This is a genomic window from Halomonas sp. 111, assembly GCF_052379685.1.
Lineage (GTDB): Bacteria > Pseudomonadota > Gammaproteobacteria > Pseudomonadales > Halomonadaceae > Vreelandella > Vreelandella citrativorans.
The window spans coordinates 17107-43398 of the sequence record NZ_JBQSYV010000003.1 but is presented as its reverse complement, the minus strand read 5'-3'; the positions used below and the strand labels follow the sequence as shown (position 1 = coordinate 43398).

The 26292-nt window shown below is 53.6% G+C and carries 27 protein-coding genes; 6 read left to right on the top strand and 21 right to left on the bottom strand.

Translation table 11 applies throughout. The features are described 5' to 3' along the window. Positions 1–30: 30 nt before the first annotated feature. Both cmoA and cmoB read left to right on the top strand, forming a co-directional pair. Complete coding sequence (gene cmoA, locus ACT3T7_RS02990) at positions 31–774, top strand: carboxy-S-adenosyl-L-methionine synthase CmoA (protein ID WP_087109693.1); 744 nt, start codon at positions 31–33, stop codon at positions 772–774. Further along, positions 775–1767: a tRNA 5-methoxyuridine(34)/uridine 5-oxyacetic acid(34) synthase CmoB gene (gene cmoB / locus ACT3T7_RS02985; protein ID WP_444630050.1), complete on the top strand. Its 993-nt coding sequence runs from the start codon at positions 775–777 to the stop codon at positions 1765–1767. Between the two features lie 42 nt (positions 1768–1809). On the opposite strand, the gene ACT3T7_RS02980 is transcribed toward cmoB, so the two are convergent. The 9 genes from ACT3T7_RS02980 to ACT3T7_RS02940 form a co-directional block, all read right to left on the bottom strand. Continuing rightward, positions 1810–2484, bottom strand: coding sequence for a zinc metallopeptidase (locus tag ACT3T7_RS02980; protein ID WP_087109551.1), 675 nt, complete (start codon positions 2482–2484; stop codon positions 1810–1812). A 79-nt stretch (positions 2485–2563) separates the two neighbouring features. Next, the gene (locus ACT3T7_RS02975) at positions 2564–3703 is read right to left on the bottom strand and encodes an App1 family protein (protein WP_193053845.1); all 1140 of its coding nucleotides are present in this window, start codon (positions 3701–3703) and stop codon (positions 2564–2566) included. Further along, the gene (locus ACT3T7_RS02970) at positions 3703–4266 is read right to left on the bottom strand and encodes a type 1 glutamine amidotransferase domain-containing protein (RefSeq protein WP_192526287.1); all 564 of its coding nucleotides are present in this window, start codon (positions 4264–4266) and stop codon (positions 3703–3705) included. The genes ACT3T7_RS02975 and ACT3T7_RS02970 overlap by 1 nt, the downstream gene beginning before the upstream one ends. Positions 4267–4459: 193 nt before the next feature. Continuing rightward, positions 4460–5887, bottom strand: a complete 1428-nt coding sequence (cysN, locus tag ACT3T7_RS02965) for a sulfate adenylyltransferase subunit CysN (RefSeq protein WP_193056265.1) — start codon at positions 5885–5887, stop codon at positions 4460–4462. Beyond that, positions 5887–6849 (bottom strand): sulfate adenylyltransferase subunit CysD, encoded by a 963-nt coding sequence (gene cysD / locus ACT3T7_RS02960; RefSeq protein WP_444630049.1) that lies wholly within the window; start codon positions 6847–6849, stop codon positions 5887–5889. Before cysD ends, cysN begins: the two co-directional genes overlap by 1 nt. Positions 6850–7023: 174 nt before the next feature. After that, positions 7024–7758 carry a metallophosphoesterase gene (locus ACT3T7_RS02955; RefSeq protein WP_444630048.1) on the bottom strand — a complete coding sequence of 245 codons (735 nt, stop codon included), beginning with the start codon at positions 7756–7758 and terminating at the stop codon, positions 7024–7026. Then, a complete protein-coding gene (locus ACT3T7_RS02950; RefSeq protein WP_444630047.1) occupies positions 7758–8204 on the bottom strand; it encodes a DUF1249 domain-containing protein in 447 nt (148 codons plus the stop codon). Before ACT3T7_RS02950 ends, ACT3T7_RS02955 begins: the two co-directional genes overlap by 1 nt. Positions 8205–8227: 23 nt before the next feature. Continuing rightward, positions 8228–8881: an NUDIX domain-containing protein gene (locus tag ACT3T7_RS02945; RefSeq protein WP_193053848.1), complete on the bottom strand. Its 654-nt coding sequence runs from the start codon at positions 8879–8881 to the stop codon at positions 8228–8230. Positions 8882–8956: 75 nt separating this feature from the next. Next, on the bottom strand, positions 8957–9601 hold the full coding sequence (locus ACT3T7_RS02940) for a tetratricopeptide repeat protein (protein WP_172116248.1): 645 nt from the start codon (positions 9599–9601) through the stop codon (positions 8957–8959). 196 nt (positions 9602–9797) lie between these two features. On the opposite strand from ACT3T7_RS02940, the gene greB reads away from it, so the two are divergent. Beyond that, a complete protein-coding gene (gene greB, locus ACT3T7_RS02935) occupies positions 9798–10331 on the top strand; it encodes a transcription elongation factor GreB (RefSeq protein ID WP_172116247.1) in 534 nt (177 codons plus the stop codon). Between the two features lie 13 nt (positions 10332–10344). Here the strand turns inward: greB and ACT3T7_RS02930 are convergent, their stop codons facing one another. The 9 genes from ACT3T7_RS02930 to ACT3T7_RS02890 all read right to left on the bottom strand — a co-directional run bounded on the left by ACT3T7_RS02930 (position 10345) and on the right by ACT3T7_RS02890 (position 19715). After that, positions 10345–11073: an SIMPL domain-containing protein gene (locus tag ACT3T7_RS02930; RefSeq protein ID WP_444630046.1), complete on the bottom strand. Its 729-nt coding sequence runs from the start codon at positions 11071–11073 to the stop codon at positions 10345–10347. 157 nt (positions 11074–11230) lie between these two features. Then, positions 11231–12514: a TRAP transporter large permease gene (locus tag ACT3T7_RS02925; RefSeq protein WP_444630045.1), complete on the bottom strand. Its 1284-nt coding sequence runs from the start codon at positions 12512–12514 to the stop codon at positions 11231–11233. A gap of 11 nt (positions 12515–12525) precedes the next feature. Beyond that, positions 12526–12999 (bottom strand): TRAP transporter small permease, encoded by a 474-nt coding sequence (locus tag ACT3T7_RS02920; RefSeq protein ID WP_444630044.1) that lies wholly within the window; start codon positions 12997–12999, stop codon positions 12526–12528. A gap of 58 nt (positions 13000–13057) precedes the next feature. Then, on the bottom strand, positions 13058–14044 hold the full coding sequence (locus ACT3T7_RS02915; protein ID WP_444630043.1) for a C4-dicarboxylate TRAP transporter substrate-binding protein: 987 nt from the start codon (positions 14042–14044) through the stop codon (positions 13058–13060). A gap of 48 nt (positions 14045–14092) precedes the next feature. Continuing rightward, on the bottom strand, positions 14093–15235 hold the full coding sequence (locus ACT3T7_RS02910) for a mannitol dehydrogenase (RefSeq protein WP_444630042.1): 1143 nt from the start codon (positions 15233–15235) through the stop codon (positions 14093–14095). Next, positions 15232–16869: a UxaA family hydrolase gene (locus ACT3T7_RS02905; RefSeq protein WP_444630041.1), complete on the bottom strand. Its 1638-nt coding sequence runs from the start codon at positions 16867–16869 to the stop codon at positions 15232–15234. The genes ACT3T7_RS02910 and ACT3T7_RS02905 overlap by 4 nt, the downstream gene beginning before the upstream one ends. Next, positions 16866–17903, bottom strand: coding sequence for a zinc-binding alcohol dehydrogenase family protein (locus ACT3T7_RS02900; RefSeq protein WP_444630040.1), 1038 nt, complete (start codon positions 17901–17903; stop codon positions 16866–16868). Before ACT3T7_RS02900 ends, ACT3T7_RS02905 begins: the two co-directional genes overlap by 4 nt. 206 nt (positions 17904–18109) lie before the next feature. Continuing rightward, positions 18110–18952, bottom strand: coding sequence for a fumarylacetoacetate hydrolase family protein (locus ACT3T7_RS02895; RefSeq protein ID WP_444630039.1), 843 nt, complete (start codon positions 18950–18952; stop codon positions 18110–18112). Between the two features lie 22 nt (positions 18953–18974). Further along, complete coding sequence (locus ACT3T7_RS02890) at positions 18975–19715, bottom strand: SDR family oxidoreductase (RefSeq protein WP_444630038.1); 741 nt, start codon at positions 19713–19715, stop codon at positions 18975–18977. A gap of 226 nt (positions 19716–19941) precedes the next feature. On the opposite strand from ACT3T7_RS02890, the gene ACT3T7_RS02885 reads away from it, so the two are divergent. Then, positions 19942–20697: a FadR/GntR family transcriptional regulator gene (locus tag ACT3T7_RS02885; protein ID WP_444630037.1), complete on the top strand. Its 756-nt coding sequence runs from the start codon at positions 19942–19944 to the stop codon at positions 20695–20697. A 21-nt stretch (positions 20698–20718) separates the two neighbouring features. On the opposite strand, the gene ACT3T7_RS02880 is transcribed toward ACT3T7_RS02885, so the two are convergent. From ACT3T7_RS02880 to ACT3T7_RS02870, 3 genes are read right to left on the bottom strand one after another with little or no spacing between them, the layout of a single operon-like run. Beyond that, on the bottom strand, positions 20719–21723 hold the full coding sequence (locus ACT3T7_RS02880) for a methyltransferase (RefSeq protein WP_444630036.1): 1005 nt from the start codon (positions 21721–21723) through the stop codon (positions 20719–20721). Further along, positions 21720–22529, bottom strand: coding sequence for a methyltransferase domain-containing protein (locus ACT3T7_RS02875; RefSeq protein ID WP_444630035.1), 810 nt, complete (start codon positions 22527–22529; stop codon positions 21720–21722). The genes ACT3T7_RS02880 and ACT3T7_RS02875 overlap by 4 nt, the downstream gene beginning before the upstream one ends. 44 nt (positions 22530–22573) lie before the next feature. Next, the gene (locus ACT3T7_RS02870; RefSeq protein ID WP_444630034.1) at positions 22574–24082 is read right to left on the bottom strand and encodes an amidase; all 1509 of its coding nucleotides are present in this window, start codon (positions 24080–24082) and stop codon (positions 22574–22576) included. Between the two features lie 182 nt (positions 24083–24264). Between ACT3T7_RS02870 and ACT3T7_RS02865 the strand changes: the two genes are divergently transcribed. Further along, entirely contained in the window at positions 24265–25275 is a 1011-nt protein-coding gene (locus ACT3T7_RS02865; RefSeq protein ID WP_444630033.1) for a LacI family DNA-binding transcriptional regulator, read from the top strand. 36 nt (positions 25276–25311) lie between these two features. After that, entirely contained in the window at positions 25312–26280 is a 969-nt protein-coding gene (locus tag ACT3T7_RS02860; protein ID WP_444628243.1) for a sugar kinase, read from the top strand. Positions 26281–26292: the final 12 nt, after the last annotated feature.

Here is a 26292-nt window from a genome sequence, read left to right as displayed (position 1 = left end):
TCCCCCCTTTTGATGATTCCCGGCTTGCCAATGAGTAATGCATCTTACCGTGACGCTATCTTTTCGACACCCCTTGATCGAGTGGCGCGCTTCTCGTTCGATGAACAGGTAGTGGCTTGTTTTCCCGACATGGTCCGTCGCTCTATACCAGGCTACGGCCAAATCCTGGGCATGCTGAGCCTGATTGCCCAGCGTCATCTTCGTCATGGCGGCCACGTGTATGATCTGGGCTGCTCGCTCGGCGCCTCAGGCTTGGCACTTGCGGGCGCACTCGCCCCTGACGCGTTTCGCTATACCGGCGTCGATTTATCACCAGCGATGGTATCGCGTGCTCGCCAGACCTTCACCGAAGAGTGCCCTGAACATGCCATGAGCGTGGAAGAAGCCGACATTCGCACGCTCGAGTATGCGCCATCCGGCATGATCATTCTTAACTTTACGCTGCAGTTTTTGCCCCCCGCTGACCGGGATGCCCTGTTAAGGCGGCTATTTGACGCTCTCGAGCCTGGCGGCGTGCTGGTTTTATCGGAAAAAACCGTTGACGTCGATGAGCGGGATAATGCCTGGCGAGTAGAGCGCTATCATGACTTCAAACGCGCCAATGGTTACAGCGATATGGAAATCAGCCAAAAGCGCACCGCGCTTGAAAACGTGTTGGTGCCCGATACGCTGGATGCGCTGCATCAGCGCTTACAGCAGGCAGGCTTCCCACGTACGGTAACGTGGTTTCAATACCTGAACTTTGCCTCTGTCATTGCGTTTAAGGAGAGTTAAGTGGAACTCCCGGATGACCACCGCGCACTTTATCAGGCGTTTTTAGACCAAGGCTTAACGACCTGGCTAGCTCAATTACCCGAGCAGCTGGCCAGAGGGCTTGACCGCCAACGTCATGGCGACCTGCCCGCCTGGGAAAAGGCCGTTGCCAAACTGCCGGCCTTACCGGCCGAGCGCCACGTTCAACTGGACAGCGATACGCTAACGGTGGAGCTTGCGCTCAGCGATAGCCAGCAACGCCAATGCTTTAATCTACTGCGTAAGCTGGCTCCGTGGCGCAAAGGACCTTTTCAGCTGGGCGGCATTCATATCGACACCGAATGGCGCTCTGATTGGAAATGGCAGCGCGTAGCACCTCATTTAGCGCCCCTGAAATACCGCAAGGTGTTGGATGTAGGCGGCGGCAGCGGCTATCACGCCTGGCGGATGACGGGCGCCGGGGCTGCATTCGTGCTGGTGATTGACCCTTCACCACGCTTTTACTGGCAGTTCCAAGCAGTGCGCCACTTTGTGGGCGACGCAGACGGTGGGCGCACTCAGTTTCTACCGGTCGGAATCGAGGATGTACCGGAAAACCTCGGCTTTTTTGATACGGTGTTTTCAATGGGCGTGCTTTATCACCGTCCTTCGCCACTTGAACATCTTCAGCAGCTGAAAGCCGCGCTGGCGCCGGGTGGCGAGCTGGTACTGGAAACGCTGGTGGTGGAAGGCGACGAGCAAACGGTGTTTGTTCCCGGCGAGCGCTACGCTGCGATGCCCAACGTCTACTTCCTGCCCTCTTCTAAGGCGCTTTGCCACTGGCTTAGCCGTTGCGGCTTTACCAATATTCGCGTGGTCGACGAGGCAGTCACAACCCTGGACGAGCAGCGCTCCACCGAGTGGATGACCTATCAATCCTTGGCCGACTTTTTAGACCCCAATGATCGTACCCGCACCCTTGAAGGCTACCCGGCACCACGTCGTGCGGTGATTATTGCCAATAAGCCGGAATAGGCTGTAAAAACAGTGCTTTAAGCGAGCGCTAGTCGTTAGCGTTTAGCGGCGCAAGATCACCAGCCAGCGGCCCAGGTTGAGCATGCTGGCAAGTGAAGCCGCAACATAGGTGAACGCACAAGCGGTAAGCACATGCCGAGCGCCCGGCATGTCGTAGGGTGGCACGTACTCTTTTAAAAGCGGCAGTGCGCGGTTGAAGCTGGCATCAAACTCCACCGGCAGCGTGACCAGATGCACCAGGGCGGCGGTACCAAAGCTGATCACCGCCATGCCAATGACTAACGCCAAACCGCCCGGCACGCGCGTCAACAAGAATAAAAACGGCGCGGCCATCATTAGAATCGCGCCCATTTTTTCTGCCTTTTGGGCAACACCTACCAAGCGGCTGCGTGCCAGCAGTGGCGCATAGCCCTGGTGATGCTGCAACGCATGGCCTACTTCATGGGCGGCAACGGTGACCGCCGTTAACGAGCAGCCATCATAATGGTCAGGCGAAAGGCGCACACAGCGCGTCTCTGGGTCGTAATGATCGCCGAATTCGGTACGCTCAACGGGAACGTCTTTAATCCCCAGACGCCGTAGCAAATGCTCGGCAAGCTCAGCGCCGGTGCCAGGGTAGTCATTACGTCCTCGCATATGGCGCTTTAGCACCCACTTTGCCCATACATTGGGCAGTATAAATACCGCGAGTAACAGCACGACGAATAGAACGACCATGATGACTTAACACTCACTAGGAGAAAACAGGGAAAGGGTTCGTTTTATCATGGCCGGGCTAGCAACAACAGTGTTGAGGCTAGACTTCCCCTTGGGCTTCACGACGCTCTTCTTCGCGATGCGCTTTTACATCGCGCTCGACAGCTTCCAGGCCCCGCGCTGAAATATCCCCATTGGCGTGGGCGTGCTCAGCAATTAATACACTGTCGGGTGCGAGCACCAGGTCGCACTCGGAATTGACCAGTTCATCGCGAAGCCGTTGAATGGCCTTTTCGCGCTCAGGGTCTTTATCCACGCGGCGGATATAAATCGCCTTGATGCGCCCAGGATAGGCTTTCACGATCTCGGCATACACTTCCGGGTCGTGCTGTCCGCTATCGCCAATCAGGATGCACGGTAGCTCATCAAACAGCGTCAACATTCGATCAATTAACAAGCGCTTGTGAGCTTCGGCACGGCGCGGCCAGGGGTGACGCAGCGAAATTCCCCACTCGCGTAGAAACAGGATCGGACCTACCGGAATCCGGTTAAGCTGAAAGAACGTTTCGAGCATTTCGTAAATAGCCCATGGCCCGCGGGATACATACAAGATGGGTCGCTCGGCCTTCTCACTTTCGCCCCGGTGCAGCGCCTGATAAAGCGAGGCAACGCCTGGAAACGCCGTACGCCGATGGGGTTTACGCACAAACAGGCGGTAGAGCATCTTTAGCTTTTCGGCAACGCCGGTAAACATGACGGTGTCATCAATATCGCTGATAATCAGCAAGTCGGTTTCCGGTGGCGGTACGTATACCTCAACATTAGTACGTACAGGCGACTGGTTTTCCGCATGCACCCTAATATCCGCTCGATGCCAGGACACATCGATAGGCAGCGAATGGGTAATCGGAAGGTGCGCATCGAAATAGCCGTCCCGGTCGGTTGTCAAGGACAGTTCGTTTTCACCGATACGAATATCAACTTGGGCACCGGCCAAGCCCCGTCGAAAAATGCGGCGCGCTACATCAGCTGTGTCGCGCAGCATCCCTCGGCGTGGAATAGCGCGGCCAAGAGCGGCTTGGCGGAACACCCGCCCCATCAAAAACACTTCACTGGACGAACCGTAACCACGGTAAGGATGAACGACCATCCCCCCGCGGCCACGGTCTCGCTTCATCGGTTTTGCAACCGTGTGGACAAGCCTTTTAACAAAGCTTGCCCACGGGCTCAACCATGACATTAGGCGTGTTGACCTGAGTGGCGTCCTTCTTGCAGCTCTTCAAGGAGCTTGGCATTGAACGCATCCAGGTCTTTGGGGGTACGGCTAGTGACCAAACCATTATCCACCACGACGGCCTCATCGACCCATTCCGCGCCCGCATTGCGTAAATCCTGAGCCACGGTGGGCACCGACGTCATACGACGACCTTCTACCAAGCCAGCGTTAATTAAAATCCATGGCGCATGACAAATAGCGGCTACTGGCTTACCTGCGTGAAAAAATGCTTTTACAAAACTTAGCACGTCTTCTTTGACCCGCAGCGCGTCGGGATTGAACAGGCCGCCTGGCAGTACCAGGGCGTGATAATCAGATTCATTGACATCTGTCAGCGCTTTATCAGCCGAATATGTATCACCCCAATTAGTTTCTGCCCAGGCACGAATATCGTTGCCTTCAGGTGTCACGATATCAACATCAACACCGGCATTTTTGAGTGCGTCACGCGGTGAACTCAGCTCAGACTCCTCAAAGCCATCGGCCGCCACAATAGCGACGCGTTTACCCTTTAGTGTTTGGTTCATCATGCTCTCCTTTTCGTGATGAGGCGTGCGTGAAAAACGCTTTATCAGTGTGGCGTATCCTGGGAGAGCGTCAAGCGAACCGACCGCTAGATTAGAGATGTTTGATTTAAGTAGATATAAAAAAGCCCGCTTAATCAAAGCGGGCCAACCTGTTGATAAAGACTATTGGTAAAGACTATTGATAAAAAATGATTTAGCGTTTGAGCAATTGACTAATATCGTTGGCTTCCCAGTGCGGAAAGTGCCTGCGTACCAGCGCATTAAGGTCTTTCTCAAACGCTGACCAGTCCGTGGTGGGGGCTTCAGCAGCACCTGCTGAACCCGCTTCACGAATCATTCCCGCTCCCACCGTTACGTTGGTCAGCCGATCGACAATAATAAAGCTTCCCGTTTTAGGGCTAACCCGATAATTATCGATGGGTACGGTGGCGGTAAGCTCGATATCACAGCGAGCAATCGCATTGAGGTTTAACGCCTGCGCTGTGTGCTTCTCAAGCGTATTAACATCAATTTGATAGTCAATAGCGCTGACCTGCCCGGAAAGATCGCGGGTAGCGAGTTTAAAGTCGTAAAGCTTACCCAGGGTTAGTGGGTCTTCATGCATCCAGACCACATCAGCAGTAAACCGGTTGGAAAGCGGCACTTCCGCATCGGCACTGACTAGCCAGTCGCCACGAGAAATATCGATCTCGTCTTCAAGCGTCACGGTAATCGCTTGGCCGGGATAGGCTTCGCTTAAATCACCCTCAAAAGTGACAACTCTCGCCACGGTAGAGGTTTTACCCGAAGGCAGCGCTTTTACCGCTTGGCCGGGGCGTAAGATCCCGGCGGCCAGCGTCCCGCAGTAACCACGAAAATCCAGGTTCGGCCGATTGACATACTGTACGGGCAAACGCAGATCCGTCAGGTTGTCGTCTTGACTGATTTCGGTATTTTCGAGTAGTTCGATCAGCGTCTCGCCGCGATACCACGGCGTGTGCTCGCTACGGTTAACGACGTTATCGCCGTTGAGCGCCGACATGGGCACAAACTGGATATCGTCCACCTGCAAATTCGTTGCAAACGCACGGTACTCTGCCTTGATTTCCTCAAAGCGCTGTTCGGAAAAGCCCACTAAATCCATTTTGTTGACAGCAATGACCAAGTGCTGAATACCCAACAAGTCAGCAATAAAGCTATGCCGACGCGTTTGGGTTTGCACGCCATAGCGAGCGTCGATAAGGATAATCGCAAGGCTTGCCGTAGAAGCGCCGGTGGCCATATTACGTGTGTACTGCTCATGGCCTGGCGTATCGGCAATGATAAATTTGCGTTTATCCGTTGAGAAGAACCGATAGGCGACATCAATAGTAATGCCCTGCTCACGCTCGGACTGCAGTCCGTCTACCAATAGCGCCAAGTCAACCGTATCACCCGTGGTACCGCTGGTTTTGGACGCTTGAGTAATCGCTGCTAGTTGATCCTCAAAGATCATTTTGGAGTCGTGCAGCAAGCGACCAATCAAGGTCGATTTACCGTCGTCGACACTGCCGCAGGTAATAAAACGCAGCAGGTCTTTGTTTTCATGCTCGTGCAGGTACTGCTCGATGTTGTCAGCGATTAAGTTAGATTGATGAGACATTAGAAGTACCCCTCGCGCTTTTTCTTCTCCATCGAACCCACCTGGTCGCGATCAATGGCGCGACCACTGCGCTCACTGGTGCGGGTCAGCAGCATTTCCTGAATAATTTCCGGCAGCGTTGCCGCTTCGGACTCCACTGCGCCGGTTAGCGGGTAGCAGCCAAGCGTTCTGAAACGCACCGACTTCTCTTCAGGCACTTCACCTGGCGCTAGCGGCAAACGATCGTCGTCTACCATCACCTGCATGCCGTCGCGCTCAACCACTGGGCGCTTGGCTGCGAAGTACAGTGGCACAATCGGGATAGACTCCAGATAGATGTACTGCCAGATATCCAGCTCCGTCCAGTTGGAAAGCGGGAACACGCGAATCGACTCACCCTTGTTGACCTTGGCGTTATACATATTCCAGAGCTCAGGACGCTGGTTTTTGGGATCCCAACGGTGGTATTTATCGCGGAAGGAGTAGACCCGCTCCTTGGCCCGAGAGGCTTCCTCATCGCGCCGGGCACCGCCAAACGCAGCATCAAAACCATGCTTGTCCAGCGCCTGCTTGAGCGCTTGGGTCTTCATGATATCGGTATATTTGGCGCTGCCATGCTCGAACGGGTTGATATTCGCCTCCCGCCCCTCTTCGTTGGTGTGCACGATCAGTTTCATGCCCGCCTCGGAAGCCATGCGATCACGAAACTCGATCATTTCCCGGAATTTCCAAGTGGTATCCACGTGCATCAGCGGAAACGGCGGGGTACCGGGATAAAATGCCTTCCGCGCCAAGTGCAGCATCACCGAAGAGTCTTTGCCGATCGAATACATCATAACCGGGTTACTGAACTCAGCCGCCACTTCACGAATGATATGGATGGACTCGGCTTCAAGCTGTTTTAAATGAGTGAGACGCGCGGCGCTAAGTGCGCTGGGCACCTCACGCCGGGGCGTCGAAGAGAGCGGGGAGAACTGAGTCATGGTCTGCTACCTCACAAAACAAGCCAATTTTTATAAGCTTGCAGTACACGCTGAATTAAAACGTTATACGTTCGATTGTGGATAGAGTAACGCCGAGTCAATAATAACCCAAAAGAATTAATAACTATCTTTTTATTCTTTTATCGCCTAACGAACATAAAAAACATGATATCGCTATACGTCAACGCGCTCGACCCAGGTATCCCACTGCTCACCGCTAAGGTTTATCACTCGGTAACCAGGCCGTGAGGCTTCATCAATCGTAAATTCATCAGCGCCCGGCATAAACTGATCAGACATGGCTGGGCAGCCGTAAACACTCACTGAACCTACCGCTGTTTCAATGTGCTGCGCATACGCTTGGTGAGCGTGACCAAACAGCACGACTTTCACCTGAGGATAAGCGCTTAAAACCTGCCAAAACGCTTCACGATCCTGTAGGCCGATAGCATCCATCCAGTCAGCGCCAACATCCACCGGTGGGTGGTGCATGGCAATCAGCGTGGGGCGGTCATCCTCTTCCAAGCGTGTCGTTAATGCCATCAACTGCTCGCTGCCCAGCTCGCCGAAGGGTTGGCCCGGCACTTGGGTATTGAGCAGCAGCAGACGCCACTGCTGCAAATCTACCTCGTCAAGCAGCGGATGCTCGGCGCACATGAACTCTATCTGGTCGTGATTGCCCGGGAGCCAAAACCACGGGCAAGGAAGGCCAGCCAACGCCTCCTTGGCCAGTGTATAGGAAGCGGCCGTTTCATCCTGACTGATGTCTCCCGTCACAACGATAACGTCCGGACGTTCAGCCGCTGCCGCCGCGAGAACACGTTGAAAATGCAGCCAAGGAACCCCCGCACGCGAACGTGTAGTAACATCAGCATGCAAGTGAGCATCGGTAATCTGTACAAGGCGCATTAGCGCATCTCCGGTAAATCGCAGGTATGACCATGGGCTAGTCCATGCGCTAACCATTCGCCTAAAAAGCGGTTTAGCTGGAGCTTTTCGTCAGGCTGATGCATCTGCGCATTAGGATATCGATAGCGGCCACTAAAGTGGCGCTGACGCTGAAAGTCCGTCACCTCCGCCATACGCACGTCATGGTAAAGGTGCACGCGCATGCGCGGGCCGTCCATAACTGAATCCAACGGACCGCGTTGAGTGACCGCCACCATGGTGGTGTAAGGGGCATGTTCCAATACGGTAAGCTGCAAATCGCCAAAGTACTGCTCATCACTGCTTAAGGCGATCTCTCGGCGCTGGCCACTCTCCATATCGCCCACCAGGCGTAATAACCGCAGGTAGTTGGCGCTGCACTCCCCCTGGAGCGACTTTAAATCGGTGACATAGGCTGTTCTTGCCATGAACACTCCTCGTGGTTTTCACTTTACGTGAGCGCTCGTTGGGATGCCGCGCGCAACGAAGCACGCTGACCAGCTAGCCAGTGCAATCCAATCAAACACATGGCGTTGTCGAGTCTTCCCTGTATCAAGAGTTCCCACGCGGTCGGAAAAGACACCACGTGAACACGGATATCTTCATGCTCCTCGTCAAGGCCATGAATACCGCCCATACCTTGAGTATCAACCAGCCCACAAAAAAGCGTTACGCGTTCGTTGCACGCGCCAGGGCTTGGGTAGTACGTATGCATTAGCGTTAACGGGCCTACCACGCAGCCCGACTCTTCCAGCGCTTCGCGCCGGGCAACCTCTTCGAGTGATTCATCTTGTTCAACCAACCCTGCAACCAGCTCTAGCTTCCAAGGCGAAACGGGATCATCGAAAGCACCAGCACGAAACTGCTCCACCAGCACAAGCGCATCCCGTGCAGGGTCGTAAAGCAATACGCCTACCGCATCGCGACGGTGGTGCACTTCGCGATGCATGGGCTTGCTCCAACCACCTTCAAAAAGCCGGTGGCGTAGTTCCATCGCTTCCAAGCGAAAAAAGCCCTGATGAAGCGTTTTACGCTCAATCAGTTCTATATCGTCACGGCCAAAAGGCGGTGTTTCTAATGATGAAGTTTTAGCATTGAATGCCATGCGGCACTCCCAGTAATCACAATTACCCCATTATCAATGCTTGCTACCGGGAATGCCAACCTGGCCTGGGCGGGGTTACAGACGGTTTAGCATAGCTTGGGCATCGCGGCGTAGCGCTTCATCGGAGAGTTCACGCTGCGCTCGTGGAGTACCGTTCACCGCACGTTCAGCGTGCTCGCGGGCAGCGGCGGTGTCCCCTTCATCAAGCAGGAACGCGGCGTAATAGTAGTTGACGTCGATACCTTCAGGGCGAATCTCAACGGCACGCTGAAACATTTGCTGAGCTTTTTCACTGCTTCCAAAGCTAATTGGGCGCCCAGGCACGTTGTCGTAAAGTGCGCCCAGTGTGACGTAGGCAGAACCGTTTCCTCCTTGCGGATCAAGCGCAATGGCCTGTTCAAGCGCATCACGTGCATCACCAGCGATACCCAACGCGCCGAAACCACCACGTTCACGCGCATACGAAGCCAGAATAATGCCCTGCCAAATCAGAAGCTCCGGCTGATCCGGGTTTTCGCTGGCCAACGTCGTGACTTCATTGGACAAAACGTCCAACGTGCCTTCACGCTGGTTAGCTGGCAAGTCGCTCACCGTATGTTCCCAACGGTTCTTCAAGGAGAACAGTTCGTTTTCATAGGCCAAAGCCGTTAAGGGTAACAGCATTAGCGTGCTGCCAAGCGCTGCAGTCATTATCAAACGAGAAAACGGTCGTGTGCGCATTATTATCTCCTGAGTTGTTTTTATATCGACATATAGACGCTGCGTTGTTAAGCGCTAATCAGCCTATTCTCACAATGTAACGAACGTTTGATTGATTCGCTAGCCGCGAGTGATGTCACTGTGCTTTTGTTTACTTTCTCTTTACCCTACAGTCGTCTTTAACCAGCGCTATCTTTAACCAGATGAGAGTCCCTTAATGAAAGGTCGTAACATGACCCGCTGGCGCGATCCGGCAAAAGATCCGCGTCAGGCACCCAAAAGCAATTTGATTACCGCCGAGGGCGCCGCGCGTTTACGCGGAATTTTGGATCACTTATCCAGAGTCAAACGCCCCGCACTCTCAACAAAAGTAGGTGAAGCCGCTGCGCTTGGCGACCGTAGTGAAAACGCTGATTACACTTACAACAAGAAAGAGCTGAACCGTGTGATTGCGCGGATTCGCTATTTGACCCTACGTCTGGATGAGCTGCAGGTGGTTGATCGACTACCCGCAGACACCAACAAGATATTTTTTGGGGCATTTGTCGAGCTGGAGGATGAAGATGGCGAAGCGCTTAGCATACGGATTGTAGGACACGACGAAATCGATACCCAAAAGCGCTGGATCAGTATTGATGCGCCCATGGCCAAGGCACTTCTCGGCAAAGGGGTCGATGACGATGTAGAAGTACTTACTCCGAATGGGAAGGTGTTCTACACCGTTACTGCGATCCGCTATGCTTCGCTTTAGTGCATGGGGCTTCCTAGTCTTTTAAGGCATAGTCGATAGTCGTCACCACTCGGACACGCTTGATATGCGGGGTGTAGCTGTCCAAATCATCAATCGAGAAGTAGCCTTGGGTTGCCTGGCGGATCTGCCCTACCTGACTCCCGGAGTCTTCAGCAAACTGCTGGGCGGCATTACGCGCATCAGCCGTCGCCTCAGCAATCATCTCAGGCTTGATCGCCTCTAGGCCGGTAAATAGAAACTCGGTTTGGTACTCGTAACTTGGCGAGAGCAAAACCCCTTGACGTACCAGCGACGAGGTCCCTGGCATTGCCTGCATCACGCCCTCAACATCCGGCGAACGCAGCAGCAACGTGGCCTCAGCGCGGTAACGCTCATCAGGACGCTGTCCACCATAGAGATTACTAAACTGGTCGGTAATTCTGGGGGGTGTTGTGCTGATATGCCCGGGTTCAAATCCCTGAGACTCCAAAAAGCGACGAACCGCCTGGTCATTATTGGAAAGCTGCTGCTCCAGGTCGCTTAAGCTATTAGCGCTCACGCTGTAGTTAAACGGCCATAAGACCAGGTCGGCCGCCACCTCACGCTCGGCCAAACCACGCACGGTGACATTGCGCGAAGACTGCTGCCACACGTCGGCCGCCTGCTTGATATAGCTACCGCCTCCGACCAACCCCAGCGCCAGCAACCCACCTAGCACAACCGCACTACCCAATATCACGATGCTTCTACTGCTTTTAACCATCGTCTCTACCCCGCACAACGTTCATTAAAGTGCCCAATGCCTATCAGCATCATAGCCGTGAAATGGGAGTGCGTCGGTAGTTGAATATGGTTAGTGTGAGGAAATAGTGAGGTCGCCTTTTCCCCCTGACCACTCCTTTGTATAGAAACCACCGCAATTAGAAAACAAGCGTAGGCAACATCAATGAAAGCGCCGGGATGAAGGTTACCAATAGCAGAATACCTACCATTACCAGCCAGAAAGGCATCACAGCACGAATAAAGGATGAAACACTAATACCTGTGATACCGCAGGTCGTAAACATTACCGTGCCTAATGGGGGTGTAATCGTACCAATCGTGGCATTGATAATGAAAATGATGCCAAAGTGAACGGGGTCCACACCAAACTGAGCGGCTACCGGCGCCAGCAGCGGCGAAAGCACTATCAAAATGGCGTTGCCTTCCAAAAACATGCCCAAGACCAATAACAACACGTTAGCTAGCAATAGGAAGGCGATAGCACTGCCAACCTGGGTGGACAGCATCATAGCGATCTCCTGAGGAATTTGTTCCCAGGTAAGAAAGCGTGCAAAACCTGATGCGACGGCAATGATGAAAAGCACATTAACCGATGCCAAGAGCGATTCGTTGGTCGCCAGCGCTATCGTCTTAGGCGTCATCTGCTTATAAATGAAAACACCTACGATTAAAGCATAAAACACCGCAATAGCCCCTGCCTCTGTTGGCGTAAAAACGCCAATTCGGATACCGCCAATAACGACCAAGGGCAGCATCAAAGCGATAAGGCCGGCACGCGTCACGCTAATCCACTCCTTACGCGCTACTTTCGTTCGCTGGGGTGGCTGATAGCCGTAACGCCGACACAGGAAGGACACCAGCACCATTAGGCTGATTGCCATCAAAACGCCAGGAACCACACCGGCAAGAAAAAGCCGTCCAATGGAGACATTATTGACGTAGCCATACACGATCAAGGCGATGCCGGGCGGAATAGTCGAGGTAATGAGTGACGAAGCGGCAGTTACCGCACTAGAGAAAGGCACGGGATAGCCTTTAGCCGTCATGCTGGGTACCAAAAGCTTGGCATTCATGGCTGCGTCGGCAATATTAGAGCCAGACAGCCCGCCCATAAAAGTACTTAACAACACATTGGCTTGTGCTAATCCACCATGCATACGACGAGTCAGCAATTCAGCAAGCTTTAGCAACCGGTCGGTAATGCCAGAATGGTTCATGAACACACCCGCCATAATGAAAAATGGAATAGCGAGCAAAGAGACCGACTCCAGACCACCGGCTAGACGCTGAATAAGCAGCATCATGGGTTGGTCAGCCCCTACGATGAAATAGAGAAACGTCGAGAAAAAGAGTGCAAACGCGACGGGTGTACCTAACAGAAACAGTAAAAACAGTGCGCCAAGCGCAATACTGACAGCCATGTGGTTAGCTCCTAAGATGAATGTTGCCGAACCAACCGCACCACGCAGTGGTAAATCATTACCACCGCACTAACGGGGATCGCCACATGAATCCAGTAATAAGGAATTTGCAGCATCGGTGTACTGCGATACGCTGAATAGCTGAGTAGCTCAGTCCCCCAATAAAGCATTACTGCGGCACTCGCTAAAATGATGCCCACACTGAATATTTGCTCATTCCAATGCGCCAACCTTGGCGGCAGCTTATCGGTAACAAAACTGATAAACACATGCTCTCTACGGCGCACCAAGGCGCTAGCGCCCAGGAATGAGGCCCACACTAAAAGCATTTGAAGAATTTCTTCTGTCCAGGCTAAGGGACTGTTAAATAAATAGCGCATGAATATATTGCTAATAGCCACCAGGAAAAGTGCAAAAATGGCGGCGGTCGCGACGACTTCATCAAGACGCATGAATCGATCTATCCACGTGAATATACGCTTCATATCAGACACCTCAACGTGGTTCCCCGGCTAACCGGGGAACCACGCAATCACAGGCTGATTAGCCATTAATTATTTCGTAAACCTTGTCATACAGGCCATCGCTCCACTGAGGAAATGCGGATGGGATCTGTTGCGCAGCTCGCTCGCGGAAAGGCGTGATATCAACATCATGAATTTCTACGCCTTCACTACGTAAATGCTCTAGTGCCTGTTCGCTATTATCCGCTACCAGTTCAGAGAGATACTCTGCCATCTGCTGACCGGTATCCGTCAGAATTTGTTGCTGCTCTTCACTGAGTTGATCCCAAAAAGACTTCCCAGTAACGAAAGGCGCTACAGTATGCATATGAGACGTCAAGCTAAGATGCTTCACCACTTCGTGGAACTTGCCCCCGTAAAGTACCGCTGCTGGATTCTCGACGCCGTCTACTATTCCCTGCGCCAGCGCAGGATAGACGTCACCCAGTGACATCGGCGTAGGGGTTGCTCCCATGGCACGTATAGCTTCTACATACATTTGCGAGTTTTGAACGCGAATACGCATACCATCAAGATCGGCAGGGTTGCTGACCGGCTCATTTGATAGCAGGTGCCGTGCCCCATATACCGCATTTGGGATAACAATGTGGTAGCCAGACCCATTTACCTTTGCCATTTGTTCTGAAAACCATTCCGAATCAAAAACCTTAAGCTTCGACTCAAAGTCTTCACTCAGATAAGGCGCATCTAACACGGCAAGGTCGGGCACTGAATCGAGAAAATTACTGTAAGCCGAAATTGAAATAATGGGCGCACCAAAACGTGCCTGTTCCATTACCTCAGTTTCCGAACCTAGTTGGCTTGCAGGAAACGCTTTCAGTTCCAGCTCACCATTACTCGCCTCACTCACCCTCTCAGCCCACTGCTTAATGGCGACATCTACCGGCTCACCGGGCTGATTGCCGTACGCAACGCGGATTTCAGTGCTGGCATGAGCAGCCGTAACAGCCCCAAGCGTCGTTACAGTAGCAAGCGTAATTGCGATAGACAGTTTATTCAGGCGCATTGAGCACTCCTCTTTTTCTTGTGTTTAACCGTAGGTGTGGTGTCTGCTTTAAAGCAGTGTTGTTTTATCGTTAATGTTTGGAATGTTTTTCCGTTTAAGCGCATCACTCAGTCTTGGCGTCGGTACTGCGTGATTTTTCGCCATATCCACCATTGGCTGTATGCGACGGCTCAGTTTGTCATTGTGATACTGGGCAATATCTTTTAGACGATGATCTAAAAAAGGGTTATCAAAACGGTCCAGTGTGCACTGCCAGTAGGCGTTTAAATCCATATCCGGTAATTCAAGTGCCAAAACAGGTAGCACCTCTTGCTCCATAACCTCACTGAGTGCATTACGCAGCAGTGGGTCCCGCATGGCTTCTCTGACGTAGGTAACGGAACCGGTCAATTCAAGCTGGAGCCACTGATCAACCAAATAGGTATGCGCCAGATTAAGGATGTGAAGCTTGCGCAATTCATAGGGCTGTAACGAACTCACGACTTCAATAGCAGGATGCTCAAAAGGCATACTCAAACGTGGCGTTTGCTGAACGACCCAAAGCGCATAAGGCTCAGCGACCGCACCAACCGGCTCCAAGGGCGCCGAGACGATTCGGTCTACCAATGTATTGACCCAACAGCACTCGTCATTTAGCCATGCATCAAAACGGACACTGTCATAATCCTTACGTGCCAGTTCGGAGACGATATTTTGGAGCACTTGACCATTGCTGCTGATTAATTCGCAGGGAAGCAACGTAAGACCCGGCTGCCCTGCGTTAAAGCGTGCATAAAGCAGCTTAGTCAACTTGCCTGGAAAGCTGGCTGGAACAGCGGCAAGACTCGTATCACCGGCTACTTCGTAACCGCTATCCCCCGTATTGGAAACCACCCAACGAGCTGTCTGAATAAAGTGACGCTCTAGTGCCTCCCACTCTTCCTGTGCCACGAGGCAGCCAGCGATACTACTAATAGAGAGATGCTCCTCAATGGGTGCACCATTACGCAATCCCTTAATGTGTAGCGGATAACTATTCTGCTGAGCCAAGGCAGCTGCCTTGGCTTTGCCCTCGGGACGCGCCGATGTCTGCACCACAAGTACGGCTTCACGGCTGTTTCCCTCTGCCAACGCTGCGCCTGCAAAAGCAGCGACGTGGCCGAGTAAAAAACGGCTCGTACCGAACTGAACAATGCTCGCCTGAGAGATCACAATGACACCCCTCTCTTCCAAGGAATAAAGTCCAACTGTGCAAGACGTGCAGCCTTCGATATATAACGCCCAGACGCTGTTTCAATACAGAGCGTTAGCAATTCATCGGCCAATTGGGCAATGCTCGCTTCACCGCGGATGATCGGCCCAGCATCGAAGTCGATCACATCGCTCATACGGCTTGCGAGTTCGCTATTGCTTGAAATCTTAATCACAGGCGCCACGGGGTTGCCGGTCGGTGTTCCTAGACCTGTGGTAAATAGCACCAGATTAGCGCCGGACCCAACCAGACCAGTAGTGGACTCTACATCGTTACCTGGCGTACATAGCAGGTTAAGCCCCTTACGCGTCATGGGCTCGGTGTAATCGAGCACATCAACCACGGGACTGTCTCCGCCTTTTTTTGCAGCGCCCGCTGACTTCATGGCATCGGTAATCAGGCCGTCACGCACATTGCCAGGTGAAGGGTTCATGGAAAAATCCGCGCCCACCGCGTGGGCATGGCGCTGATAAGCGGCCATTAACGTGGTGAAGCGTTCAGCCACCTGCTGGTTACGACAGCGCGCCAACAACTCGTGCTCTACACCGCATAGCTCGGGGAACTCACTTAGAATACCGCTACCACCCAGCGCCACAAGTCGATCCACAACAGCGCCTACCACGGGGTTTGCGGAAAGTCCGGAAAAACCGTCCGAACCGCCACATTCAACGCCCAAGGTAAGCTCAGAAAGCGGCGCTGGCTGCCGAGTCACTTGATTGGCCTGCTTAAGTCCATCAAAAATCGCTGTCAATGCGTCGCGAATTAGCACCTCTTCGCTTTCAGACCGCTGCTGCTCGAAGTAGCTGACTGGCTTGTGGCCGCTTGGGTCACGTTTTGAAATGGCTTCTTGCAGCATGCTGATCTGTGCTTTCTGGCAACCCAGGCTAAGCACCGTTGCGCCAGCGACATTGGGATGACAGATGTAGCCTGCAAGCAGTTCACATAGCGCGTCAGCATCACCGTCTGTGCCACCGCAGCCCTGCTGATGAACCAAAAAGCGCACGCCATCAACATTAGGAAACAGATGCTCCCCGGCGGGAGCCGCTGACTCGGCAATGTCTTGCCCATGCAACAGTTGCCTGGCCATGCGCTTATAATCATAAAAGGGGTCGTCACCCAAGGCATCGGCGACACACTGGCGCAACACTTCGATATTGCGGTTTTCACAAAAAACCAAAGGCACCACTAGCCACACGTTGGCCGTTCCTACCTTGCCATCCGGGCGATGGTAGCCAGCAAATGTCGTCTTCTCGAACGCCGTTACCTCAGGTGGCTGCCACGCTTTTTGCCTAGTCTCCGTGGATAGCTCGTCCGTTGCATGCACCACGTTTTCGGTCGTAATCGTGCCACCCGCTGCAATGGGTTGTGTTGCTTTACCCACCCTTACGCCGTACATGGTGACAACATCGCCAACCGCCATATCGCTTAGCGCAAACTTATGCTTGTGGCGAACGAAGCCAGGCAGCGTGATGTTAACGCCTTGATCCTCGATCACTGCGCCTGCTGGCAAGTCGGTCAAAGCAACTCGAACATTATCCAGTGCGTGAACACGCAGCGTGAGATGGGGCGTTTGCGTTGTAATCAGATCACTCACGGATGCGCTTCCTCAGTATCGATGGAAATCATCGCCTTGATGACCTGATTGGCGGGGTCACACCACTGAGGCATTTTTAAAGGAACATCGGCAAGCGGCGCCCGGTGAGTAATCATCGCATCGGCGTTGATAGCACCACTCTCTATTAGTGACACCACACAATCAAAGTCTTCACGCGTGGCATTGCGGCTACCCATCAGCGTCAGTTCTTTTTTATGGAAGTCAGGATCGTTAAAGGTGATATCAGCTTTTACTACGCTAACCAACACATAGCGCCCACCATGGCCTGCAAGATCGAACCCCGCCTGCATGGCACGGGGATTACCGGTGGCATCAAACACCACATCCGCTAACGCTCCACCATTTAGTGTGCTGACCTGGGCCGTCACCTCAACTTCCTGTGGATTTACGACCGCATCAGCCCCCAACACATCACGGCAAAACGCTAATCGTGAGGCATTGGTGTCCACCATCAATGTGCGTGCACCTCGGCTTTTCGCCACCTGAAGAACACCCATGCCTATCGGGCCTGCTCCGACAATCACCGCCAACTCACCCGCTTGCAGTGCGCTACGTCTTACCGCATGGGCGCCAATCGCCATGCACTCTACTAATGCGAGCTGATCGATAGAGAGAGTTTCGGAAACTACCAAGTGTGTAGTGGGAACAGCCAGGTACTCCGCCATTCCGCCATCCTTATGTACACCAATAACCTGCATATTCTGGCAACAGTTTGTCTTACCCTGCTGGCAGGCGCGGCACTCGCCACAATGTAAATAAGGAATAACGTAAACCTGCTTGCCCAACAGATGCTGAGTTGGGCTATCCGCCACCTCAACAACCTCTCCTGCGAGCTCATGACCAAGCACGCGTGGGTATTCAAAATAGGGCTGATTACCCCCATAGGCATGGATATCCGTGCCGCAGATGCCAATGCGCCGAATGCGTACCAGGGCATGTCCTGCCGGACATTCAGGCTTAGCGTAGTGACGCAGTTCAAGGTGATGCGGCTTTGAACAAACAAGCGCTTGCATTAATGTGCTCCTTTCCGCCAAGCACAGGCCACTATCGAACCAGCCTGACAGGCGCTTTGGTCTATTGGTCAGTCCTTTGGAGGTATAAAAATCCTTCAAGGCCTGCCGCTCTCAGTAAATGAGGTATTAACGGCGAATAGAGCCGCCAATACCTATTTTCTTACTATGTGTATTTCCACTATCTATATTTCTACTATCTAAATTTTCTATGCCTGAACTACGCGCTGCGTCTGCTCGCCCAAGCCATCAATGCCTAAACGCATGCGCTGGCCGTCCCGAAGATATACCTGGGGCTGCTGGCCCATACCTACTCCCGGAGGTGTACCGGTTGAAATAACGTCGCCCGGCTGCAGGCTCATAAAGCGGCTTAGGTAACTGATTAAAAAAGGCACTTGGTACACCATGGTCTGGGTGCTACCATCCTGATAACGCTTACCATCCACTTCAAGCCACATGCCTAATTGGTGCGGGTTCGCCACTTCGTCACGGGTTACCAGCCAAGGGCCTAACGGGCCAAACGTATCGCAGCCTTTGCCTTTATCCCAGGTGCCACTGCGCTCAAGCTGGAACGCGCGCTCAGAGACATCATTCACGACACAGTAGCCCGCCACATGCGACATAGCGTCGGCCTCGTCGATGTAACGACCGCCCTTGCCAATGATGACGCCAAGCTCTACTTCCCAGTCGGTCTTTTCCGAGCCGCGGGGAATTTCCACATCATCGTTAGGACCGCAGATAGCGCTGGTCCATTTATTGAAAATGACCGGTTCGGGCGGCACTTCAGCACCGGTTTCAGCGGCGTGGTCAGAATAGTTGAGACCGATGCAGATAAACTTGCCTACGCGAGCCACACAGGGGCCCAAGCGAACATCATCAGCGACTTCCGGCAACGTTGTTAAATCCATATCGCGTAGCTGCTGCAACTTACTGTCGCTCAATACGTCGCCCGCGATATCATCAACGATAGAGGAAAGATCGCGTACCTTTCCTTGGCTATCCAGAATGCCTGGCTTTTCCTGACCCGATAGTCCAAAGCGTAATAATTTCATATTGTTATACCTCCTAAAGTAATCAGTTAGCCCAGCCGCCATCAATTAACTGTGCAGTACCGGTAATGAACTGCGATTCATCGCTGGCCAGAAAAGCGGCCAAAGCAGCCACTTCCTCTACCCGCCCTAACCTGCCCATCGGTTGACGCGCAATAAACGATGCCAGCACGTCAGACTCGCTGCGCCCTTCTCGGCGGGCCTGGTCTGCAATACGCTGTTTCAATGAGGGAGACTCGACGGTACCTGGGCAAATGGCATTGCAGCGAACACCCTGGGTCATAAAGTCGGCGGCTACCGACTTGGTAAGACCGATAACCGCCGCTTTGGAGACCCCGTAAGCACAGCGGTTGGCAACGCCTTTAACGCTTGATGCCAGAGACGCCATATTGATAATGCTGCCCCCACCGTTTAATAACATGCCGGGTAAAAAAGCCTGAAGGGTATAAAACATTGAAGTGACGTTCAGATCCATCGACCGCTGCCAAGTCGCCTCGTCGCACTCAAGCACCGTGCCACCCGCCACCATGCCCGCACAGTTAAACAGTATGTCCAAGTCTGGCAGCGAAGCGGCAAGTTCGTTGATTGCCTGACTATCCGTTACATCAAGGCGATAGGCTTCAACGCCCGGCATATCTTGCAAGGTAGAAATATCAATATCGGTGGCGAGTACACGTGCGCCTTCGGCAACAAATCGCTCGACGCTTGCACGCCCAATACCGTTCGCGGCGGCAGTGATTAATGCAGTTTTATTTTTGAGTCTCATGCGGTGTCACTTCCCTAATAGCGATGGCACGCCCCTGAAAATCGTGGGAACATACTAGGGTCAGGTCGTCCAGACATACAATGGCCTGACCAATGAATCGAGTATGAGCGAGAGATATTGATCTTTGCAATCCTCAAAAAGGCCAATCATGGGCTTTTGGGGATAAACTTTAGTCGCAGTTAATATTGATCGAGAATATTAAAGAAACGGATAGGAACGACCGCGAATGCCCATTCAAGCCATCCGCTCACAACGGCTTTATCGCCAGATCGCTGACCAGTTGCAGCAGTTGATCAATAATGGAGAGTTCCCCCCTGGAACCCTCCTTCCGCCCGAGCGCGAGCTTGCACAATCTCTAGGCGTCAGCCGAGCATCAGTAAGAGAAGCCTTGATTGCCTTGGAAGTGGTTGGTCAGGTTGCCGTGCGAGTCGGGCACGGTGTCGTTGTACTTGAGCCCCGTTCAATACCTTTGGAGCCAGTGATGCGTGCGGCGGCACGTACAGAACCGTGGGCACTGGATCCAGAATTCGAGAGTGAAATTGAGCTTAACCTGGACGAAGAAATCCCTCCGTTTTCCCTTCTTCAGACACGCCGCTATCTAGAGCCGGAAATTGCGGCATTAGCAGCCATGAATGCGACCGATGACGACATAAAATCGATTCGACTAGCTCTCGAACGCAATTTTTTTGATAACGCCAACGGTAGACGTAACTGCGTCGGGGACCGATTGCTGCATATCCGCATAGCAGAAGCATCAAGCAACGCTGCCTACGCACTTATCATCAAGCACCTACTTGGCCATCAATATGGCCCTATGTTCCGTCGTCTTCAGGATCTGTACATGGAAACAGATATGCCTCAGCGCTCCCAAGGCGATCATGAGCAGATCGTCAAGGCGATTGAAAATCGTGACCCGACCGCTGCCCGCCATGCAATGGAAGCCCACTTAGACCATGTTTTAAGTGTTTTCTTTGCCGAGTAAACCGTGATTCAAAAATAAACATTAACGGCCTAATCTACTCGCCACATAGACCCGAAACCGCCGATTATCAGCAAGCGTTTCAAAGCTGCCAAAAGCCTCGGTGAGAAGGTCCGGATAAGGCAAGAACACATTGGCGACCATGATGAGACGCCCACGGTTAGCAAGATGCTTAGGCGCTTGGCGAATCAAGCGTTGGCTGGGCCCGTAGCTTACGTCTCGCTCTTGATGAAACGGCGGGTTACTAATAATAAAATCGTAGGTTTCGCTTTCCAATGCGCTATACACATCGCTTTGCAAAGCGTGCCCATTAACCTGATTAGCCTCTAGCGTGCGATGCGTTGCCTCTACAGCAAAAGCGCTGACATCCACGGCGGTTACCGCATGACCCCGCTTGGCAAGCCAGGCGCTAATAATGCCATCGCCACAGCCCATATCGAGAATACGTTGAGGCGCTTTAGGCAGCTCTTTTTCCAGACTGTCCAATAGTAGCAGCGTGCCTTCATCTACCTTGCCATGACCAAAAACGCCGGGATGGCTAACCAGCGTTAAGCCCAAAGCATCAAAGCGCTGCCAAGCGTCTTCCAGGGTATTCTCAAGCGCGATGGTGCGTGTGGCAAAGAGGGAACAGCGCCGCGCGTTATCGCGCTTGTCACACATCATCCCCCGCTCTGCGAGTACGTTAGGCACACGTTTCACGCCACCACTGTGCTCACCGACAATCTCAATGGCCGTGCCCATGGGTAGCACGCTGCATAGCCACTCAAGCCACCAAATGCCTAGCTGATGCGCTTTAGGCCAGAACAACACTATCTCGCCGTGGGTAACGGCATTTTCAGGCAGCGCGAAGGGGCTAAACGCTCCCTTATCGGCAGCTTGCCACTCGCTTAGCACACCAAGATCCCCACTGATAACGCCTGCGGATTGCGCGATTAACCAGGCATCAACCGGTGGCGCTACGACCATAAGTGCCGTGTACTCATCCTGTTGACGTTCCAGCAGCTGGCAGGCAGGTGATTGGGCACTCATTGGGAAGTCTCCGGTTTAATCAACGTGTAGAGTAAATAACGACCCAGCCGCCAGTGCGGGTCTTGTTGGCAGTACTTCTTTTCGAGCGCCAGCAGCGTTTCACGCTCTTTGTCGCTGGCGGGTGGCAGGCGTAGGTAATCCTGAAACACACGGATACCCGCAACGCTTGCCACTTCAAGACTGTTTTCCGCCCCCCACTCAACTACCTCAGCATGGGTGACCGGCGAAATAGGCGTTAAGCGCTGCCGCTTGCCCATGCCTTCCAAACGATCACTTAGCGCCTTTTCCAGATTGCCTTTCACCGCGTTGGAAAAGCGCAGCGCATCGCGGTTAAACACCATCAGGCTCAACTGCCCGCCGGGCGCGAGCAGGCTTGCCAGGCTAGCCATCGCTGAGCGCGGGTCGCCCAACCACTCAAGCACCGCATGGCAGGTAATCAATGGCCAAGGGCCCGGCGCTTGCTGGCGTAAATCCTGAAGCGGGGCATGCACGTAGGCCATCGCCTCGCTAGGCAGCCGTTTAGCTTCACTGTGCCAATGCTTGGCATACGTAAGCATATCCAGCGAGGGCTCGGCCATAGTGACCGGGTGCTGGCGTTCGGCAAACCACGCCGCCTGCTGACCTAACCCGCCGCCGACATCCAGTACGGGCTGCTGAGTTAGTTCAAGCATTTGCGGCAGCAAGTAATCCAGCATCGCCAAGCGCAGCTCGCCGCGAGGCGCCTGGTAAAGCGAGCGTGAAAACTTGTCGACCAGACCGTCAAAGTAGCGGTCTCCAGCGTCGTTTAATTCATAGGTTGGATGCATGCATAAGGCCAAGCGGCATAGTAAAGCCGCGTAGTTTACCCTGCCTAAGAGCGGAACGCTTGCAGCGGTAATTGATGCTGCCAGGCATCGTGCCGTTCCAATGCCGCAGCTAGCTGTAAGAGCTGTTTATCTTCACCAAACCGCCCGACTATTTGCACGCCTACCGGTAGACCATTGACGGCCATATGCAAAGGCACTGACATGGCGGGCTGGCCGGTCAGATTGGCTAATTGGGTGAACGGCGTGCGGCCAAGGGCATCCACCGCCAGCCTCTTTAACAAGCCTGCCTTTAGCGCCAGCGATGATGCCCCAGGAATGGCCAGCACAGACATTAAGCGTTCACGTGTCGCGGATGGATAGAGCTCGCCAATTTCAGGGGCGGTATCTGCGGTGACCGGCATCACCAGCGCATCAAAGCGTTGATGAAAACGGCTCATCTGTTCAGCGGCAACGTGCCAATGGCGTTTCGCCAGCTCGTAATCCTGTGCTAATAGTTTGCTTCCTAATCGGCCGATGGCACGTGTAGAGGGTTCAATCGCCAAGCGATGAGTGGGCACACCGGTTTGCTGGCTAATCCAGCGAAGGTCCGCTGCCAAGTGGCCAAGGTAAAGTGTTAAGTAGCTATCTGCCAGGGCTTCACCATCCACCGGCGGATCGCACCACTCCACCTCATGGCCCATTTCCGTTAGCGCAGCGGCGGCTTTATTAACCGCTGTTTTTACTTCCGAGCTTAACTGCGTGCCCAAGCCACGGCTTAAAGGCTCGCCCAGCGATACCGCAATACGTAATCGCTTAGGCGAGGACGCTAATGCCGTTACGAAGCCGGTTTCAGAGCGCACCGGGTACGGGCCGGAAGGTGCCATACCGTTCACCTTCTCCAACAGCGCCGCACTATCTCGTACGCTGCGCGTCAACGCATGCTCAATGACCGCCCCCTGCCACACTTCCCCATGGCTTGGGTCAAGCGGCATCCGCCCACGCGTGGGTTTAAAGCCAAAAAGTCCACAGTAGCTGGCAGGAATACGGATGGAGCCACCACCGTCCCCGGCCAACGCCAACGGCACAATTCCGCTAGCCACTGCCACGGCTGCACCGCCGCTGGAGCCACCGGGTGAATACCCCTTCCGCCACGGGTTAACAGGGTGCGGAAAGGCTTTAGGCTCGGTAATTCCCATCAATCCCAATTCAGGCGTGGCTGTTTGCCCAATAACGACCAAGCCCGCCGCTTTTGAGCGGTGGATAATCGGAGAGTCCTCTTTAGGTCGCCACTGAGATAACGCTGCACATCCGGAGGCCAAGGGTTCACCGGCCAACCCCATCAACAGATCTTTACTCAAGGTGGGCACTCCACCAAAGAGCGCGTCATCGGCGATCTCCTCGCTCTCACGCCGGGCTTTCTCAAATCGCGTTCTAACGACCGCTTTTAGGGCAGGATTTAGTGCTTCAATCGCCTTAAAGGCAGCCTCCAGAACGTCTGCGCGGCTCACCTCCCGGCGGCGGATCAGTTCGGCAAGGCCGGTGGCATCATATTGCTGGTACTCGTGGGACTGCATTACGTTCGCCTATTATGCTTTTCTCTACATCCTAGCAGAGGCCGTCTGCTTAATTTTTCTTAACTATATGTTTTCGCCGACTCTTCTACTGAGCCTTAAGGCGTATTGCCTTTAAACCCAAAACTCACTATGTTGGAGCCAATTGGGAACGTTCCCATTTTACTGTTTAATGGATAGCCAACATGCCCCCTGCCTCTGTGCGCGCCACACTTATTGAAGTCGCTAAGCTGGCGGGCACGTCTAAAACCAGCGTATCGCGCTTTTTCGGCCCGGAGCGCGAACGGCTAACGCCCAGCCTTCAAGCGCGCATTGCCAACGCCGCCACGACGCTGGGCTACCAGCCTAATTTAATGGCACGCGGTCTCAAGGGAGGCGGCTCGCGCCTACTGGGCGTACTGGTGGCCGATATCCGCAATCCGTTCTCAGTGGCAGTTGTCCACGGCATAGAGCAAGCGGCTCGGACTCACGGTTATTCATTAATCGTCTGCAATACCGATAACGACCCAGAACGAGAACAGCAGCACCTGCGCCTGCTGACGTCGTATCAGGTAGAAGGCTTGATGATTAATGCTGCCGGGCAGCCTGAAGCGCAGTTACAGGCACTCATGCATAGCGGCGTCCCCCTCGTGCTACTTGACCGCGAAGTTCATCAACTTGACGTTGATGTGATCGGGCTTGATAACGCGCTAGCGATTGATATGGCACTGGGTCACCTTGTGCAACAAGGGTATCGTTCCCTTCTCTATGTCAGTGAGTCGCCTGCACATGCCAGTACCCGCCAGGAACGGCTACAGCGCTTTAACCAGCAAGCAGAGAGCTTAGGGATCAAAAGTCAGACGCTAATACTGGACAATGCAGCACCTCACATTGAAACGTTAGCCAACTTTAACCAGCACACTGCCTCATCACCAGGCGCTGTTTTATGCGCTAACGGTAACGTCACGCTCGCTATGACACGCAGTTTTCAACAGTTGGGCATCCCTTTGGGCCCTACCGGTTTAATGGGAATTGACGAACTGGATTGGTGTGAGCTGATAACGCCAGGCATCACCACCCTGGCCCAGCCTACCGATGATATCGGCCATGCTGCCGTCAGTTGCCTGCTCAACCAGCTTAACGGCTCAGCGCAGGCATCGCCCGTACGCTACCGCCATGCGCCGCGTTTACAGATCCGCGGCAGTACAACGCTTTAGCCAAATCCTTAACACCCTTAAAAAGAGAATATCCTGATGGCAAATACAACGTTCTCCTCCCCACGGATACTGACTTTTGGCGAAGCCATGGCCATGCTGGTGGCGAATACACCGGGTGATCTAGCAGAAGTCGAAAGCTTTCATCGCCGTTTAGCAGGCGCCGACAATAACGTCGCCATTGGCCTTTCGCGCCTGGGTTTTCACGTTGGCTGGTTGAGCCGAGTGGGCACCGACAGCCAGGGCAGGTTTATTCAGCAGTCTTTAAAAGCTGAAGGAGTTGACGACCGGTATATTCAGCTTGATGAACACCACCCCACCGGGCTGATGTTCAAAGAGCGCGCAGAAAACGGTGCCGACCCACGGGTTGAGTACTTCAGGCGCGGCAGTGCCGCCAGCCACTTAAGCATTGAAGATGCCGCTTCCATCGATTTTCAGTCGCTCACTCATCTGCATGCTACCGGCATTACCCCTGCGCTTTCTAAAAGCGCCCTGGAATTAACCCGCCACTTGATGCAGCAGGCACGCCAAAGCGGCGCCAGCATTTCCTTCGACCCCAATTTACGCCCGTCACTTTGGCCCAGCGAAGCTGTCATGCGTGATACCTTAAATGAGCTGGCAAGTCTGGCTGACTGGGTACTACCGGGACTTTCCGAAGGGCGGCTTTTGACCGGCTGCGAATCGCCCGAAGCGATTGCCGATTTCTACCTTGAGCGCGGTGCCAAGGCCGTTATCATCAAGCTGGGGCCAGAGGGCAGCTATTATCGCGGCACGCTGGGAGGCTCTTTGGAAAGCATCAACGTGCCCGGCCAGCCGGTCGCCAACGTTGTTGATACCGTAGGGGCTGGCGATGGCTTCGCGGTCGGTGCGATCAGCGCACTGCTGGATGGCCTAACTGCTCGTGATGCGCTTAAACGTGGCAATCTGGTAGGCGCCCAGGCCGTACAAGTCGTCGGTGATATGGAAGGTTTGCCCACCAGGGACAAGCTGGAACAACTTGAGCACTAAGGTCACATGTAA